The organism is Bradyrhizobium sp. CB3481 (genome assembly GCF_029714305.1).
Lineage (GTDB): Bacteria > Pseudomonadota > Alphaproteobacteria > Rhizobiales > Xanthobacteraceae > Bradyrhizobium.
Map to the genome: position 1 here is coordinate 6,369,991 of NZ_CP121647.1, position 17,471 is coordinate 6,387,461.

13 protein-coding genes are annotated in these 17,471 nt (G+C 61.8%); 2 read left to right on the plus strand and 11 right to left on the minus strand.

Features of this window, described 5'->3' with window-relative positions; translation table 11 throughout:
• Positions 1-2 precede the first annotated feature (2 nt).
• A complete protein-coding gene (locus QA643_RS30920; RefSeq protein WP_283029446.1) occupies positions 3-1,598 on the minus strand; it encodes an alpha-amylase family glycosyl hydrolase in 1,596 nt (531 codons plus the stop codon).
• A 79-nt stretch (positions 1,599-1,677) separates the two neighbouring features.
• On the minus strand, positions 1,678-3,276 hold the full coding sequence (locus QA643_RS30925; protein WP_283029447.1) for an alpha-amylase family glycosyl hydrolase: 1,599 nt from the start codon (positions 3,274-3,276) through the stop codon (positions 1,678-1,680).
• A 104-nt stretch (positions 3,277-3,380) separates the two neighbouring features.
• On the opposite strand from QA643_RS30925, the gene QA643_RS30930 reads away from it, so the two are divergent.
• Complete coding sequence (locus QA643_RS30930) at positions 3,381-3,572, plus strand: hypothetical protein (protein ID WP_283029448.1); 192 nt, start codon at positions 3,381-3,383, stop codon at positions 3,570-3,572.
• Between the two features lie 269 nt (positions 3,573-3,841).
• On the opposite strand, the gene QA643_RS30935 is transcribed toward QA643_RS30930, so the two are convergent.
• From QA643_RS30935 to QA643_RS30975, 9 genes are all read right to left on the minus strand, one after another.
• A complete protein-coding gene (locus tag QA643_RS30935) occupies positions 3,842-4,525 on the minus strand; it encodes an endonuclease/exonuclease/phosphatase family protein (RefSeq protein WP_283029449.1) in 684 nt (227 codons plus the stop codon).
• The gene (locus tag QA643_RS30940; protein WP_283029450.1) at positions 4,522-6,663 is read right to left on the minus strand and encodes a VTT domain-containing protein; all 2,142 of its coding nucleotides are present in this window, start codon (positions 6,661-6,663) and stop codon (positions 4,522-4,524) included. Before QA643_RS30940 ends, QA643_RS30935 begins: the two co-directional genes overlap by 4 nt.
• A 157-nt stretch (positions 6,664-6,820) precedes the next feature.
• Entirely contained in the window at positions 6,821-7,072 is a 252-nt protein-coding gene (locus QA643_RS30945) for a hypothetical protein (RefSeq protein WP_283029451.1), read from the minus strand.
• Between the two features lie 60 nt (positions 7,073-7,132).
• A complete protein-coding gene (locus QA643_RS30950) occupies positions 7,133-8,671 on the minus strand; it encodes a GNAT family N-acetyltransferase (RefSeq protein WP_283029452.1) in 1,539 nt (512 codons plus the stop codon).
• A 63-nt stretch (positions 8,672-8,734) separates the two neighbouring features.
• The gene (locus tag QA643_RS30955) at positions 8,735-10,099 is read right to left on the minus strand and encodes an HlyD family type I secretion periplasmic adaptor subunit (RefSeq protein ID WP_283029453.1); all 1,365 of its coding nucleotides are present in this window, start codon (positions 10,097-10,099) and stop codon (positions 8,735-8,737) included.
• 32 nt (positions 10,100-10,131) lie between these two features.
• A complete protein-coding gene (locus QA643_RS30960; RefSeq protein ID WP_283029454.1) occupies positions 10,132-12,342 on the minus strand; it encodes a type I secretion system permease/ATPase in 2,211 nt (736 codons plus the stop codon).
• A gap of 47 nt (positions 12,343-12,389) precedes the next feature.
• On the minus strand, positions 12,390-14,324 hold the full coding sequence (locus QA643_RS30965; RefSeq protein ID WP_283029455.1) for a hypothetical protein: 1,935 nt from the start codon (positions 14,322-14,324) through the stop codon (positions 12,390-12,392).
• Between the two features lie 132 nt (positions 14,325-14,456).
• The gene (locus tag QA643_RS30970; RefSeq protein ID WP_283029456.1) at positions 14,457-15,284 is read right to left on the minus strand and encodes a hypothetical protein; all 828 of its coding nucleotides are present in this window, start codon (positions 15,282-15,284) and stop codon (positions 14,457-14,459) included.
• Between the two features lie 267 nt (positions 15,285-15,551).
• Positions 15,552-16,139, minus strand: a complete 588-nt coding sequence (locus QA643_RS30975; protein WP_283029457.1) for a hypothetical protein — start codon at positions 16,137-16,139, stop codon at positions 15,552-15,554.
• 382 nt (positions 16,140-16,521) lie between these two features.
• On the opposite strand from QA643_RS30975, the gene QA643_RS30980 reads away from it, so the two are divergent.
• Entirely contained in the window at positions 16,522-17,325 is an 804-nt protein-coding gene (locus tag QA643_RS30980; RefSeq protein WP_283029458.1) for a response regulator transcription factor, read from the plus strand.
• The last annotated feature ends 146 nt before the right edge of the window (positions 17,326-17,471 follow it).

The window sequence follows — 17,471 nt, forward strand, 5'->3', positions numbered from 1 at the left end:
GCTCAGGGGTTCAGCTTGATCACCACGCCTTCGTTAGGCCGGAGATGCATCGGGCCCTCGACCTTGTCTTGCTCACGGTCGAGATGGGTCGAGATCAGCGTGACGCCGCGGCCCTGCCATTCCCAGAGCCGCGGCTCGCCGCAGAGATTGAGACCGACCAGGATTTCGGATTTATCCAGGGTGCGCGCGAACCAGAAGATGTCGTTGTGCGCCCGCTGCGGCCGGTACTCGCCGTGCAGCAGACATGGCTCGCGGTCCCGTAAGGCGATCACCTCGCGGTAGAGATGCAGCAGCGAACGCTTCTCGCGGCGCTGCGCCTCAATGTTGCGCGAACGATCCTCGTCCAGGGGCAGCCAGGGCTCGACGGTCGTGAACCCACCCTGCCCGGTGTCGTCCCAACGCAGCGGCGCGCGCTCGGGATCGCGATTCAAGCCGAACCCCTTCACCAGTTTTTCAAAGGGATCGCGAATCCTGTCGGGCGGAATTTTTACCTGCTCCGCTCCGAACTCGTCGCCGGCAAACAGAAACGGCGTGCCGCGCAGCGTCATCAAGAGAATCGCGAGAATTCTTGATTGCGCTTCGCCGAGCTTGCTCGCCACCCGGTGCTTGTCATGGCCACCGATCACGAAGTCGGGCCAGCCACCGTCCGGGATCGCATTGTAATAGGCATCGATTGTCGCCTGCAGCGCGATTGCATTCCATTCCGTATCGAGCAGCGCGAAGTTCAGCGGCAGGTGCATGCGCGGCTTGTCGTTGCCGTAGAAATGGCCGATACGGTCGGTCTTGCCCTGCACCTCGCCGCAAAGCAGCCTTTCATCATACTCGTCCAGAACGCTTCGAATGAACTCGATGCAGCCCATCGCTTCGGGCCGGTCATCGGTGAAGACGGGCGCGTATTTTTGCGGCGGGGGCGTGTTGTCGTCGGCTTCAGGATCTCTGGGATTGTCGCGCAGCAGTTCGTCCTTGATCAGCACCGCGCTGGCGTCGACGCGAAAGCCGTCGACGCCGCGGTCAAGCCAGAAACGCATGACGTTGGCCATGGCCTGACGCACCTTCGCGTTACGCCAGTTCAGGTCCGGCTGGCTGGTCAGAAAGGAGTGATAATAGAACTGCCGACGCGCCTCGCACCATTCCCAGCCGCTGCCGCCGAACCGGCTGAGCCAGTTATTCGGCGGTCCGCCGTTCGGGCCGGCTTCCGCCCATACGTACCAATCGGCCTTCCGATTGTTTCGCGACGTGCGGTTTTCTTGAAACCAGGCGTGCTGGTCGGAGGTGTGATTGGGGACGAAATCGAGGATGAGTCTGATGCCGGCCGCGTGCAGCGCGTCTCTGACGCGCTCAAAATCCTGCATCGTGCCACAGCGCGGATCGACGGCGCAAAAATCTGAGATGTCGTAGCCGAAGTCCTGATCGGGGCTTTTGTAGATCGGCGTCAGCCAGACCGCGCCGACACCGAGCCATTTGAGATAATCGATCCGTTGCAAGAGGCCCGGAAGGTCGCCATAGCCGTCGCCATTACTGTCCTGAAACGAGATGGCGGCGATCTCATAGATGACGGCGCTTTGCCACCAGGCCGTCGACTTTTCCTTTGCACTCACGCGTGCGACTAAGCTCCCTCGGTTCAAGCGGAAAAATCCGCCTCAGCGAGGGCCAAACGTCCGCCAGATGTGCTGGTTCCTATCGGCTCGCCAGATCGATCACGAGTCCCTCGTCCCCGACGATCGTGACGATGCCGGGAACGCGTTCGCCGTCGCGCTCCGCCCGGGTCGAGACCAGGATTTTTGCGTGCGCCCCCTCTTCCAGCTTCAGCGCCTGCGGGCGGTCAGTCAGGTTGAGGACGATGAGCAGCCGCTCGTCATTGAGCTCGCGGTAATAGGCCAGCAGATCCTCGTCCACAGCATAAGGCCTGTAAGCACCGACCGACAGCGCAGGCGTTTCCTTGCGCAGGCGCAGCAGGCGGCGATAGAGATTGAGGATCGAGCGGGCATCCCCGCGCAATTCAGCTACGTTGTTCGATCGCCAATCGTTCGCCAGCGGCAGCCATGGCTCGGCCGCGGTGAAGCCGGCGTTTTCGCCGGCCTCCCATTGCATCGGCGTCCGGCAGCCGTCGCGGCCGACGCCGATGCCGGGGACATTGCGCTCAAAGGGATCCCGCACGCGCTCGCGGGAAATATCGACCTGGGGCATGCCGAGTTCGTCGCCATAATAGATCGTCGGCGTCCCGCGCAAGGTCAGCAGCAGCATGGCCGCGACCGTGGCCTGGCGCGCGCCGACTCGGCCGGCAATGCGCGGACGGTCGTGATTGCCCAGCACCCAATTCGGCCAGCCACCCTCCGGCAACGAGCCCTCATATTCCGCGATCAGCGACTGGATGCACCTTGCGTCCCAGCGCACGTTGAGCAGCGCAAAGTTGAACGGCAGATGCACGCCGCCAAGATCCCTGCCGTAATAGGCGACGAGGCGCTCCACCGGCAGATAGATCTCGCCGATCAAGAGGCGGTTGGGAAACTCATCGATTGTCCGGCGCAGCGTGGCGATCACATCATGCACTTCGGGCAGGTCGGTGGTGTAGAGCGGGACCAGCGCTTCGTTCGGCGGCCTACCTGCGTGGTAGTCCGGGTTGAGCGGATTGTCGCGAAACTGCGCATCCTTGATCAGGTGCCAGATCACGTCAGCGCGGAAGCCGTCGACGCCCTTGCCCAGCCAGAAGCGCAGCACCTCGCGCATCGCTTCCACGACTTGCGGGTTGCGCCAGTTCAGGTCGGGCTGGGAATTCAGGAAGGCGTGGTAGTAATATTGCGCGGTCGTGGGATCGAACTCCCAGGCGCTGCCGCCAAACTCGGACAGCCAGTTGTTCGGCGGACCGCCGCCAGGAGCCGGATCACGCCAGATGTACCAGTCGCGCTTCGGGTTATTTCGCGAGCCGCGACTTTCGACGAACCACGCATGCTGGTCGGACGAATGGTTCGGGACGAAGTCGAGGATCACCTTGATCCCGCGCGCATGCGCCGCGGCAACCAGCCGGTCGAAATCCGATATCGTTCCGAAGATCGGGTCGATATCGATATAGTCGGCGATGTCGTAGCCGAAATCCTTCATCGGCGAACGGAAGATCGGTGAGATCCAGATCGCGTCGACGCCGAGATCGACGAGATAAGGCAGCCGTTCGGTGATGCCGTTGAGGTCGCCGATCCCATCGTCATCGCTGTCCTGAAAGGACCGCGGATAGATCTGGTAGATGACGGCGGATTCCCACCACGGCCTTGATCCATTCATGCCGTCAACAATTCGCTGGGCAGGCCGCGGTTCCGGAGGCGGTGGGAGATCCGGGCGATCGGGAACCTTCGCGTAACTCGGACGTAGAGCCGACGGAGGATCACATGACGGATGACAAAAGCTTCGCACCGCTGCTCGGCGATGCAGCCATCGCCATCTGGGGCGACATGCCCCGCGACATCCAGGAGGCGCTGTTCGAAACCGCGATGAAAGCGCGCCCGGAACTGCGCCACGATCTCGCCGTGCTCCTGCACGAGCGCCACCCAAGGACGCTACACCCTGCCAAGCCTGTTTGAAAAAGGATACAGCGAGCCGCGTCATCTAACCCTCATGGTGAGGAGCGCGTCTTCGCGCGTCTCACCATGAGGCCCGCGGCTCATCCTTCGAGACGCCGCTCCGCGGCTCCTCAGGATGAGGGGAGAGATTGCGCGCTCCGCTATATCCACGTCATTGCGAGCGCGGCGAAGCAATCCATCTATCTCCGAGCCGAGACGTGGATTGCTTCGCTGCGCTCGCAATGACGGAGCTGGATAGATTCACAGACTCTCAGGATGAGGAGTTGAAGCTATTCCCCAAACGCGACATCCGCGATCACGGGAAGATGGTCCGAATAGGCGCACGCCTTGCGATCGGTCCAGGCCGAGCGGATGGTGAGATCGCGCGAGGCATAGACGCGGTCGAGCCGCATCATCGGCAATCGCGACGGAAACGTCCGTAGCCGCGTGCGCACCGGGCAAATCCGCGCCAGCACGCCGCGCACCGATTTCACCCAGAACCAGTCGTTGAAATCGCCGAGCACCAGCGTTCGCGTCGGTTGCACCAGTTCGGCCAAGGCATGCGCCTGGGCGTGCCGCTCATGGATGCTCAGGCCAAGATGGGTGGCGATCACGGTGACCTCGCCCTGGTCCGCCAGGATGCGCGCGGCGATCGCCCGGCGCGGCTCGCGCTCCTGATAGGAGACATCGGAAATGTGCGGCGGCGCGGCGAACGGCCAGCGGCTGAGCAGCACCTGGCCGTAGTCGCCATCCTCGGTGACGATCGTCCGCGCATCGACGCTATGGCCGGCGATGGCTTTGGCCAGGAGGGCGAAGGGGTCGTCAGTCCTGCCGCGCGAATCGACCTCCTGCAGCGCCGCGATATCGGGAGACCAGCGGCGAATGATCGAGCACACGCCCTCCACGTCGAACTTCGGATTGAGGTGGAAGATGCCGTGCACGTTCCACGTCATGATGCGCAACGTGTTCGTCACGTGCGTCGTCCCGCCCACCAGGTGACCAGGAACTGCACGCCGAGGCACAGCGCGATCCAGGCGAGGATCGCCAGCGCGAGCAGCAATGCGTTGCTCCACGAGGCGTTTCGCGCGAGATCGGCGATCTGCGCGCCGAGCGCCGCCATCACTGCAATGCCCGGCGCCATGCCGAGCACCGTGCCGAGCATGAAATCGCGCAGGCTCAATTTGCTGGCGCCCGCCACCACGTTCACGATCGAGAACGGGGCAATCGGCACCATCCGGATCATGGCAACCGCAACGACGCCCTTGCCGATGATGCGGCTCTGCACCCGGCCCGCCCGCCGCCCGAGCAGCCGCTGCAGCCGCGCCTGGCCGAGCGCGCGGCCGATTGCAAACAACGTAAGCGCGCTAAGCAGCACGCCGGCGCCGGCGCTGAAGAACCCCATCCAGGGCCCCAGCGCCGCCGCCGTCGCGGCAATCAGCACCAGCACCGGAAACACGACCAGCCCGCCGAGGACAAAGGCGGCGACCGCAAACAGCGGCGCGAACTGCGTGCGCGCGGGCTGAGAAATGACCGAGGAGACGAAGCCGATATCGGTGAAGTCATGCAGCGACGTATACTGCCAGGCCAGCGCAAGGCCGCCGAGCGCCGCGGCCAAACCGCCTACCGCCAAAATCGTCCTTGGCGTCCACATCCGCGTGGCGGCGCGGTCGAGATGCAGCGGCTCACGGGGATCGGCGACCGGCTGCACCATGGCCGCCATGCCGCCCGCAGTCGCGGCCGGATCGATCGGCCGTAGCGCTTTCGCCGCCTCGCCCTCCGCCCGGGGGTCGAGATATCCGAACAGATCGGCCTCGTTGCTTTCGATCTCCCGTTCACCGACGCCGCAGAAATGCCCGATCAGCTGCCGCCGAAGCCGCGCGATAAATTTCTGCTGCGTCTCGGACGTTGCCTCGAAGGCGAGATCGCATTCGGTGTCCGCGCCCATCGAGCGGTTGTTGAGGTTGGCCGAGCCGACGCGGAGAATACGGTCGTCGACGATCATCACCTTGCTGTGCACCATGACAGCAGCATCCGCCTCGTCATCCCGCACCGCCGGATAGAGAAAGCGGACCCGGTCCATGACGCCGGCGGCCACGAACTGGCCAATGAATCCGCCGCGGCCGCTCTGCATCGCCTGCGATTCGAACCAGGACGAATGCAGTTTTGGCGTCACGATCAGGACGCGAAGCTGCGGCACCTCAACCATCCGCCGTGCCAGCAGGCGCGCGATGTCGGTGGCGCTGGTGAACTGGTTCTCGATATAGATGAAACGGTCGGCCGCGTTGATCGAAGCCTCGAACAGCAGCGCGACCTCGTTTACGCCGGGCGTGCTGGCGGTTGCAATCTCGGTACGAGCGATCCCGGCCGTCATGCCGCGGCACTGCACCGGCACCGAGGCCGGCCAGCGCTCGTCTGTCACCGCCGCCGATGTCTCGACCGTGCAGCCCGCCGCTCGCCACCGGCTCTCCGCAATTTGCGTTATGCTGGCTGCTGCGTCGCCATCCACCATGCACTGCACGTCGTGAAACGGCGGATAGGGCTTGCCGTCGGGATCGATCCGCAGCGGATCATGAACCTCGTGCGCGCTGGTGTCCCAGCGCCGGATCGTGAGGTCGAGCCCGCCAACGAAGGCGAGCGCGCCGTCGATGACGACGATCTTCTGGTGCTGCGCGGAGCCGAGCGGCAGGCTGGAATCGAAGCAGAAGCGAAGCCGCTCCGATGCGCCCGCGGTGAATTTGGTGGCGGAATTCCATTCGCGCTCGGCGGCATAGAGCGCTGGGAAATTCCAGATCAGGATATTGATCCGCAGCTCTGGTTTGGCCAGCAGCAGCGCCTTGAGAAAGGCGCCGAGCTCTTCCGGGTAGCCGTCCTCGCCCTGCCCTGAGGGCCCGACGAACCGCGTCTGGCTGTGGATGTCCCAGCCGATGATGTAGACCTGCCGCCTGGCAAGCAGCAGGGCTTCGCGCAGAGCGGCGAAATAAGCGGCTGCGTCGTTGAGGATTGCCAGCCGCCCTGCCTTGCACCTTCTCCAGACGGTTTTACCCGGAATGAGGATGGATGAGCTTTGCAGCAGGCGACACCTCGGCAACACGAAGAAGCAGATAGCGGGCACAGAGTGCCTCGCCCGAGGAGCAACGTTCCGCCAGCAGGTTTGGTTCCACCTTCCCGGAACCGAGCGGCTCAGGTGGGAACTGGAGGTGTCGGACCGCCGCTGTGCGGCACAAAACCTAAGAACCGGAGCGTCATGGGTTGGTGCGAGCGGATTCGCGTCATTCCTCGTCAATGGTTTCGATGTAAGTGCTGTGCAGCGACGTCGCCGATTTGAATCCGTCAAACATGATGCGGAACGTGCTGCGGTAGTGGCCGATGCCGATGATGACCCCTTCCCGCCCGGCCAGGTTTGGGCACCGTATCGCGCCGAGCGCGCTCATTCTGATCCGGATACGTCCCGGCAGCGCAGGCTGGTCCGGCAACTCATTTTCCGATCTGCTGCCCGGCCCCAAGGTTTTTTCGGGATTCATCGAGCGTGCCCTCCTTTCCTCGGCACGCGCCACCCACGCGGGATCACTCCGACAGCGAGTCTATGCCGAAATCACCTGTTCGCGGGCAGCTTGCCGGTCCGGCATGCTCCGCCAATCGCGCCACTTCCTCACCGACGCTCCGTTTGCAGGTTCGACGGCGGCCAGGAGCGCGGCATTGACTTCCGCCATCCGCCCCAGCTTCACCATGCATCGGGCCGCCGCGACAAACGCATCGGGCGAATCCGGCTGGAGCCGCATGACCTCCAGATGGTGGCGCAGCGCCTCTTCATGCTGATCGAGGCGTTCGCAGATCTGGCCGAGGCACTGCCACGCTTTGGGTGCGTCGGGGCGCACCGTCGTCAAGGTGCGGAACGCCCGCTTGGCACCGGCCAGATCAGGTTTCGCCGCCAGCAACTGGCCGAGCCGGTGCAGCGCATCGGCGTGCTTCGGCTGAACCTCCAGAATTCGCCGGTAGCCGACTTCCGCATCGCCAACCCTTCCCTTGCGGTGAAGTTCGGTCGCCTGCGCGAGCAGATCGGAGATGCAGCGGGGGTCGATCCGGCCGCCGAGATTTCTGCCGGTCCGGGTCTCAAGAAGGATGGAGTATATCCTCCGCTCGTTGCAGCCGAACGAATATTTGTATGGTTCGTCGCCGCGTAGGAAATCGTATTCGACAAACCCCCGCCCGATGGCGTCACGAATGCTGTAGGCATGCAGCAGCACGCCGGCCGGCGGCCCCTCGAACGTTTCGTCGCGCCCGGTCATGTAGAACGAGAATGTCCGCTTGCGCGGCTCCATCAGCGTGGCCAGCGCCGCGACCGCCCGGTCGCCATGCCAGAAGGTCGGCAGATACACCAGACCGGCTTGGAAGCTGCGTGTCAGCATGCTGCGGTTGGATCGGACCAGGCTGTCGGTCCGATCTCCCTTGCGCGGACGCCACTTGGTCTCCCAAAACCCGAGCAAGGTCTCGAGATCCCGCTCGAACGTCTCGGGCGTAGCAACAGTCATGTGGTACTCGCTCGACGCTTCGACCTGCTTCAGCAGACGTCGAGTTTTCTGCCGCGTATTCGCGCTGAGCTGGTCCAGATAGCCATTCCAGTCCTTTGGAAGCGTGACATAGGGGCAGCGACTGTTATCGATGTTGTCGATCTTGATAACCTTATTGACGGTCGTCGAATGGAATCCTGCCTTCGGAAAGCAGGCCGTCAGCAGCCGCCAGCGCCGCTCAGACGTCCTGATATTATCGAGATGGAATCGCGCCCAATTCATCTGTTTAATGGCGCGGGCAAAGGCCGGAATAGCCCTGTTGTCCGCCTCCGGCCGGCAGACGATGCCGGTATAATCGGCGGCAAAACTTCCCGCCATCCGGAGATTGCCGAGGACTTCGGACTTCTCGAACGTGGTTTGCAGCCGCAGCGGAAAGAAAGCGACGTAAGGCAGCTCGGCAGCGTCGCGCTCTTTCGCCGCCAGGATAAACCAGGGTCCCGGGATGCTGGACAGCCAGCCGCTCAGCCATTTCCATGACAGGAATATCTGGGCGTCGTCATCCGCATCGTAGACGGCGTTCCAGTCATCCTCGAGCCTGGCGAGCTGCGGCAAGTTTTCGATGATGTCGATATGCACGTCGGTCACCTTTCCAAGTCTGCGGGTTGACGGATCGGCCTAACGCTCCCTGAATGCGCGCATCATGCTGTCGTGGATCGGCCTGACGAGGTATTGCAGGAATGTCCGTTCCGCCGTCTTGATATAGACTTCGGCCGGCATACCCGGCGTCGGACTGAAGTCGGGAATGTTCCTGCTCTCCTCGCTGTTGAGCTTGACGCGCACGATATAGATGTCAGTAGGCCCGACCTGCTGCGACTTCTTCTCATCTGCAAGCGTGTCTGCGGACAAATAGATGACATCACCGGACAACATCGGCGTGATGCGCTGGTTCAGCGCCGTGAGCCGCACCATCGCCGTCTGACCGTGCTTGACATTGTCGATATCCTGCGGCCGCAACCTTGCCTCGATGATGAGCTCGTCCTTCAGCGGCAGCAGCTCCATGATGTTCTTGCCCGCCTCAACCACGCCGCCCTTCGTATGGTAGCGAAGCTTCACCACCACGCCGCTCACCGGCGCCGCGACGCGGACCCGGTCGAGCACGCCCTTTGCGCTCAGCATCCGCTCTCGTACGTCGGCCAGCTCGCCGCGGACCTCGTGCATCTGCTCCACGGCGGTCTTGATAGCGGTCTTGCGCACACCATTGATCTGCTCCACCGCTCGGGCGATGCGTTCCTTGGCATCGCCGATGTCGCCGAGGATGCGGCCGACCTCGCCTTCCAGATTGGCCTTCTGCCGCTGCAGCACCATCAGTTCCGGCTTGCGCACCAGTCCCTGCTGCACGAGCTTGTCCTTGGTTACGATCTCCTCATCGAGCAAGACGATCTGGCGCCGGACCGCGTCGAGTTGCACGTGCGATCCCCGGATTCGCTCATCGAGGGCGTTGATGCTCTCCTGGATGCTCTTGATGTCGCTGTTTAGATTGTTGCGGCGCGCAGCGAACGTCATTTGCTGGCTTTCGACGATTTCCCTCACCTCGGGCGAGCTGTCCATCCATTTGACGACTTCGGCCGGCAACGTGACATCGGACTCCTCCTTCGTCTCGGCCTGCAGCCTGGCGTCGATTGAGGTCAGGCGAATGCGCCGCAGGAACAGCCGCTGCAACTCCGCACGCGCCGCGGTATCGTCAAGCTCGAGCAATATCTGCCCGGCTTCCACCTTATCGCCTTCGCGCACGTAGATCTCGCGGATCATTCCGCCTTCGAGATGCTGGATGATCTTGTTCTGTCCGGTCACCACAAACACGCCGGAGGCGACCACGGCGCCGGCGATCGGCGCCATGTTGCCCCAGACGCCGAATCCCATCAGCACGACGGCCATAATCAGCGCGCCGGCGACGGTCGGCAGCCTGGTCGAGCGCGGCAGCGATTCGTACCACGTGCCTTCTGCTTCGGCGGGGCGGGCTGCAATTTTCCTCTTGGCCATCGCTTGACCTCGTTGCTTTCACATGGCCGCCCCTAGTTCAAGGAAGGCGGGGCGCCCCCTGGGCCGGGCGAGATGTTGTTCGGCTTGCGCCCGGTGATCATCGGAAGGATCTCGTCGCGGGTGCCGAACGCCTGCACCGAGCCCTGATGCATGATCATGATCTTGTCTACGCTCACCAGCAGCGCTGCGCGCTGGGTGATCGTCACCACCGTGATCTGTTTCTCCTTGGCGCGCAGCAGTGCCTTGGCGAGCGCCCGTTCGCCATTGGCGTCGAGATTGGAGTTCGGCTCGTCCAGCACGATCAAGCGCGGGTTGCCGAAGAAGGCCCGCGCTAACCCGATCCGCTGTCGCTGGCCTCCCGATAGCGGGCTGCCGTCCATTCCAACGATCGTTTCATAGCCCTGGGCAAAGCTGGAGATCATCTCGTGCACGTCGGCAGCCTCGGCGGCGTCGAATACATCCTCGTCGCGGGCGTCGTCGCGCATGCGGCCGATATTGGCTTTGATGCTGGCTGGGAACAGTTGCACGTCCTGCGGCAGATAGCCGACGCTCTCGCCGAACTGGCGTGGATCCCAGTTGCGCAGATCCATCATGTCAAGCCTCACGCTGCCTGCCGTCGGGATGATGGATCCCACCAGCATCCGCGCCAGCATGGTCTTGCCGGTGCCGGAGTCTCCGACAATCGCAAGCGATTCGCCGGGCTGCAGTTGAAAGCTGATGCCGTTCAGGATCACTTTCTTGTTCGGCGGCGGCACATAGAGAATACGCTCGACGTTGAGATAGCCGGCAGGACGCGGCAGGCGGAGCCGCTCCAGGTTGAGCGGTGAATTCAAGAGCAGCCCCTTGACGCGGAGATAGGCCGAACGCGCCTGCACGAAGTTGCGCCAACCCTCGATCGTGCCTTCCAGCGGCGCTAACGCGCGGCTGGCGACAATCGAGGCCGCGATCACCATGCCGCTGGTCATTTGGCTCTCCAGCGCCAACCATGCGCCCCAGCCCAAAATGGCGATCTGGGTGCACAGCCGCAGGAACTTGGACAACCCCGTCATCAGGATGTTGCGATCGTGTCCGATCACCTGCGCCTTCAAGGACTCCACGGTCTCGCGGCCCCATACCTGGACGCCTTCCGGGATCATGCCCATCGCGTTGATGACCTGGGCATTGCGGGCCATGGATTCCGCCGTGAGATTCGCCCTGGCTCCATAACTGTTGGCTTGGTTGAACGGCACCGCGGTGACCCGCTGGTTAGCCAACGCCACGAGGACGAGCGCGACGCCGGAGCCCAATACGATGAGCCCGAGATGAGGATGGATCAGGAAGACCACCGCGAAGTAGACCGGCGCCACCGGCGTATCGAACATCGTCAATAGTACCGGGCCGGTGATGAAGGCACGCAAGTGCTGAAGGTCGGCCAGGGTCTGGAATTCGCGGCTGGAGCCGCTCTGCGCTGCCTTCGCGGCAGCACTCAGGACGGGTCCACCCAACCGTGCCTCGGTTTCGACCGCAACCCGCATCAGGATCAGACGGCGCATCATGTCCATCAGCACATGTGCTCCGATCGCGATGATCACAATGATGGTCAGCATCACCAGCGTGTCCGTGCTGCGGCTGGTCAGCACGCGGTCGGACATGTTGAAAAGATAAATCGGGATGGCGAGCACCAGCAGATTGACCGCAACCGAGAAGATGCCCACGGTCACCAGATTGCGGCGGGCATTCGCGAGACCGCCGCCAAGCACGTCTCTGAATTCCTTGTCGCTGAAACGCCGATGCAGTGGCGGCTTGCCACCACCGCCACCTCCCCCGCCGCTGCCACCCGAGGATCCGCCACCGTCTTTGTCACCATTGCTGCGAAGCGGAGGAGCCGGCGTCGCCTGCTCGATCACGACAGTCGATCCCGGAGGCGTCTTGGCCTCTGTCTTGGCTTCTGTCTTGGCTTCTGTCTTGGCTTCGACTTTGGCTTCGACTTTGGCTTCTGGCGCCGGCGCCGGCTTGGTCTCGGACTGACCTTGTTTCCGCGTCGACGGATCGGCCGATGCCGGGCCGATGTTCCGGGGTGCGGCTTTTGCTTCGGCAAAACCGACATTCGCCCCGGCTAGTCTTCCCGGCAGATCTTCCGTGCGAGAATGTGTCGGATCGAACCACGGACGAAGCGGAATTATCTTGGCCGAACTCGCCGTTGCTTCGTCAAGCTGAGTCAGGCGCCAGCTCCCGGCGCCTGCCCGATCATCCCAGCCCCACATGTGAATACTCTCCTGCACCTGCAATCAAAAAACAAAAATCCCGTCCGCTAATGCAACATGGCCGCCATCGGGTCCGCCTGAGCCGCACTGGTAATCGCTGCCGGAGGTGGGGCCGCCGTCTCCTGCGGATGGTCGTCAACGAAGGCAACAAGTTCGGTCACCAGCGTGTTGGTGTCGCCCTTGAGCGCTTGATCGGCCTCCCCCGGCATCAGGTCGGCCTGGACCAGAATGGAATCAGTGTAGATCTGCCCCGCGACGTAGGTGGCATCGGGATTGACGTCGACGATCGCAGCATCGTTGGTGAGCTGGTTGCCGCCTGATGTGACCGATTGCGTCACGACGCCATCGGGATCAAGCGCCATCAGATCCTGCGCCGGCTGGTTTTGCAGTTGATACATCACATTGACGTCGGACGTGACGTTGGTCTGCCAGACCGCATTAATGTCGTAATAGTCTCCCGTGATGTAGAGCACCTTGAGGACGCCGCCATTGCCGACCAGGGCGCTGCCCAGCGCGGGATCGATCGACGTCATGCCGGAGGCCAGCAGGCTCTCGATCAGCGCGAGGTTCGGCGGCAGCGTATCAAAGGTGTCGCCGCCGAAATTTTCAATGGCCGCCTCGTTCAACAGGCTGTTGGAGCCTGAACTCACCGATTGAGACGGATCGGAGCCGTCGGCCGCCATTACGATCTTGTCGTCGTTCAACAGGATGTTGTTCTGAAAGATCACGTTCATCCCGTGATAGGCGCCCTTGATGATGATCAGGTCGTATTGAATGCTGCCATCGAGAACCAGCGACAGGTTACCTTGCTCATTATGGCCGCCGACAAGATTGTAGTGGGTGCTGCTGCTGACCTGCGTTGCGACGTCGTTGTCGGAGAGGTAATTGACCTGAGCCACCGCATGAACGCTGTAGTAGTCGCCGTCCACCACATCGATGCTCCAGTGCGGGCCGGCCACCGTCGCCGCGAAGCCGGTGTAGATGCTGGGATCCCGGACGAAGTCGGCAATGTTGGTCGCGACATCCTCTCCGCTGCTCACCGATGGCGAGCCGTGCCCGCCCGATACGCTGATCTGGTCATGGTCGACGATCGTATTGGTCTGGAAGATGGCATTGGTCTTGAAGTAATCGCCCATCACCACCATGGTGCGGACACCTTCGCCAACATCGATAATCAGCGCTGCGTTGACGCTGAAGTTGCTGCCCAGCGTTGCCCACTGGCCGATTCCGTCCCCGGTGTCGGGCAGCGTCGGCGGCTCGGCCGGCGGCGTCGGCTCGGTCGGGCGATCCTGCAACTCGCCATCGACGTAATAGCCGACCGGCACCGAATGCTGATCCGGCGTGCCGCCGCCGTCGGCCCATGCTGCGTCGTGGGCGGACAGAAAATCCTTCGCGCCGGCATCGTTCTGCGGCATCTGCCAGTTGGCGGGAATCTCCGCATTGGCATTGGCCGCCAGTTGCTCAATGGTGGCCATCGCGCTGCTGTTGACCTGCATGATCAGGGGTTCTGCGACGGCAAGCGCGTCCGTCGGCAGATTGGTGTCGTCGTCATGCATGAAGTTGTACTGGTGGACCGTAAGCTGGGTCTGCTGGCCGCCGTCCTGGTACGTCACCCTGACATGATGGTCGGCATGCCCGCCTCCACCGCCGCCGGCCGGCAACGGCAGCGGAACGTTCAGTTTCGGCAGGGGTGGAAAGAAGTCGGGATCGTGATCCTGTACATCATGGAGCAATTTGAGCGGACGGCCTCGAACCAGGTGTATCGGATCGTCCGTGAGCGGTTCCGGAATCGGACCCGCCGCAGTATCCATATCGTCGGGCACGAAGCGATGATCGTAATTCGGTCGCAGCGTCGTGTAGTCGTCCGAAGAACGGGCCACGAGACCGTCGTCATATTGGACGCGGTCGCGGGCGATGTCCTGGAAGATCTGCAGATATCCTGCGAAGTGGGAAATAATCTCGGTAATGCTTGCTGACGCCATTGGAATCCTTCCCCTGTTGCCGTGAACGGTCAGGGTCGCGGACAGCTTGTTGTCGGCAACTGCGGCGACTGAAATAAAATCATTGAGAAGAAATGACCCGCGCGGCAGAAGCCGCGCGGGTCGAACGCGGAACTAGAGCGTATCGTGGCTATCGGTCAGGTCGTGACCGGCAACCTGCATGGTGATGCTGTTGAACTGGATGTTCGCACCCTGGGTGATGTTCTGGTCGAAAGCAGACTGGTTGAGGACTGCATCGGCACTGGAATGAATGCCGGCGCTTGCGCCTGCCGCATCGCCCATATGCGCGCCGTCGATCTTGGACTCGCCGCCTTCGATCTTGGCATCCATGTCGAACCCGGAGCCCGGATAACACGAGCCGCCGCCGTTATAGACGGCATAGGAGCTGTTGGTGTCGTTATCGACCAGGTTGTTGACCTGATCGATGTTGAACTGGTTGCCGCCACCGTACAGCGTCTGGTTCACCACGTCGGGCATCACGACGGAATCGGACGTGGTGAAATGCGTGAGGTCGATGACCGGGCTGCTCAGGCCGTCGGCCTTCACGTCGAGATCGACCTTCACATCGACATCGACGTTGACCTTGTTGTCGACGGTATTCTCGACCTTGTTGTCGATCTTGTTGTCGATATCGTTGTCGACCTTGTTGTCGAGCTTGTTGTCGACGTCGTTGTCGACCTTGTTGTCGAGCTTATTGTCTACGTCGTTCGAATTCTTGTTCTCGTTCTTATTCTCGTTCTTGTTGTCGTTGTCGTTGTCGTTCTCGCTCTTCGAATCCAACGACTGAACGGCGAACTGCAGTTGGCCCTGACCTTGGCCCTGACCCTGTCCTTGGCCCTGAAGCTGAGCCTGGAGATTGGCCTGCGCCTGTAACTGGTCTTGCTTCTGGTCCTGATCCTGGTCCTGATCCTTGGGATCCCACTTGGGCTTTGGCTTACTCATGACATGCTCCTGCGCTTGGAGCATCGCGGGCGGAACGAGATCGCTGATCTTCTAAGTCTGCGGTCTTCGATACGCGGCGGTGCTCGTTGACGTCGGTTCTTCCGACTGCCGGCACCTCGCGTTATTGCAGATGCCGGCTCTGACAATTTGCCGACACATCTCCGCCAACAACATCCACGCATTGGATGGATCGCCGTATCTTGCGATATCAACCATCCGGAGAATCAGAAGCTGCGCGAGTCGAGGTCGTTCGAGACCGTCTGTCGTTCAGGCCGCGTCGCGCGGCACGCTCGGCTGCTCTCCGCCGCAGACATGCGCTTCAAGGCGCGGCAATAGATCCCAGATCTCGCGATTGATCTTCGTCATTTCGCGGGTCGTCTGCAGCATTTCCTGCAGCCGGTTTTCGTCGAGCGCCTTTATGTCACCGAACTTCAGGCTCGACCTTGTTTCCATCAACCGCATCGACTGGGTGTGGGTGATGGCGCCCTTCGAATCGAAGATGAACATGCAATGATTCAATTCATTGCGAACCCGGGTGGATTCCGAAAAGCGCTCGATGAGCGCCGCCAGACTCCGGGCAAGCGCCTTGTCGGTTATCTTGATCTTCGCCAACCGCTGGATCAGGTCGAGCCTCGCCCTGGTCGTGTTCAGCGTAGCGAATACGACAGCGGCCGCAGCTTCATCTGTCCGCAACAGAATCATAAGGACGTAGATGAAGAGACTTTCGTTGTTCGACCAGCTGCAGATCAGGTTGCCGATCAGGGCGAGAACGAAAGTGCGGCGATCTGCGGAAGCCGGCGCAGCTGCAGCGAGCAGGTCGAAATCCGGCTTTGGAGGCAACTTGCTGACAAACATCGCATCTGTCCCGATATGCATCCCATGAGGGACATCATCGTAATCCGCATCACAGCCGCAGATGTACGTATCGAAAGATATAGGAGCAACGGTTGCGTGACGCCGCTATTCCAATCGGGGGATGTCAAAATGTGGCTGAAAGACGATGCTTTGACGACATCTCGTCACACGGCGCCTTCTTGGCATCTACTACTATCGAGTGTAAACTTTTTCTGAACAATTATGATGCATCATGAACTAATTCATATCAACCAGCGCGGTCCAGAAGGAAACTATCGATAGCATCGCCAAAAATCGGGGGCGCGTTATGTCAGTCCCACCACAAAAGACCGTTTTTATTGTAGATTCGATGGCATTTCGACGAGCTCGAACCGAGAGCTTCTTGAGTTCCTGGGCCAGCAACGAACAGGTCGAGTTGGTTTCGCTCGATCCCGGCGAAGCGCATGCCAGGCTGGTCGATCGCAGCCGGTGCGATATGCTGATCTATAGCTCCGGGGCGGCCTCTCACCTCGAGCTGTTCGCCGAGATGCAGCTATTCCACACGCTGCGACGGGAAGCCGCGCTAGTCATCCTCTCCGACGATGAAAATCCTGCGATGGTCATCGCAGCGATCCGTTCGGGAGCCCAAGGCTACTTCAGCAATTCGATGCCCCCCGACCTGGCGTTACAGGCACTTTCTTTCGTGCTGCACGGCGGCACCTATTTTCCACCTGCCGCGATCATGGCCGGCCGGCCGCTCGGCGGCAGGCCGTCGATCGAGTCCGGATCATCCGATTTCATTCAGGAGTCGACATCCCCGGAACTTGAGCCGCAAGATCAACCATCAAGGACAGGGCCGGAAGGGGTCGTTTACGAACCGCAAGGTTCCCTTTTCGACGGAAAGGCCCCTTCTATCCACCACGGCGATCACTCCGATGGCCTTCGACCCGCTCCCGAGTTCACCGAGCGGCAGTACGCCGTTCTCGTCTGCCTGTGCGAGGGCGATCCCAACAAGGTCATCGGCCGCAAGCTCGGAATGACGGAAACGACGGTGAAGGTCCACGTCCGGGAGATCATGCGCAAGCTGGGCGTATCCAACCGCACACAAGTCGCCATTGCCGCCCGCCGCGGCGCTGTCGGCACCGAGGGCATCGCACTCGTTCCCTCCGACGCGCCGATCCTCATCAAGTCATCTCTCCCTCAATAGCGATATTTTCGTCGCGGCATTTGCGAAGTGCGCGCAGAAAAGCTTCCCCCGGGTGACGGAGGCTGCTCCGGAGTGGCTCGGACGGGGGCCTGCGTTCACCGAAGCTCAGTTTGGGGCCGCTCTTCCTGCCGGGTGATCGCATCACC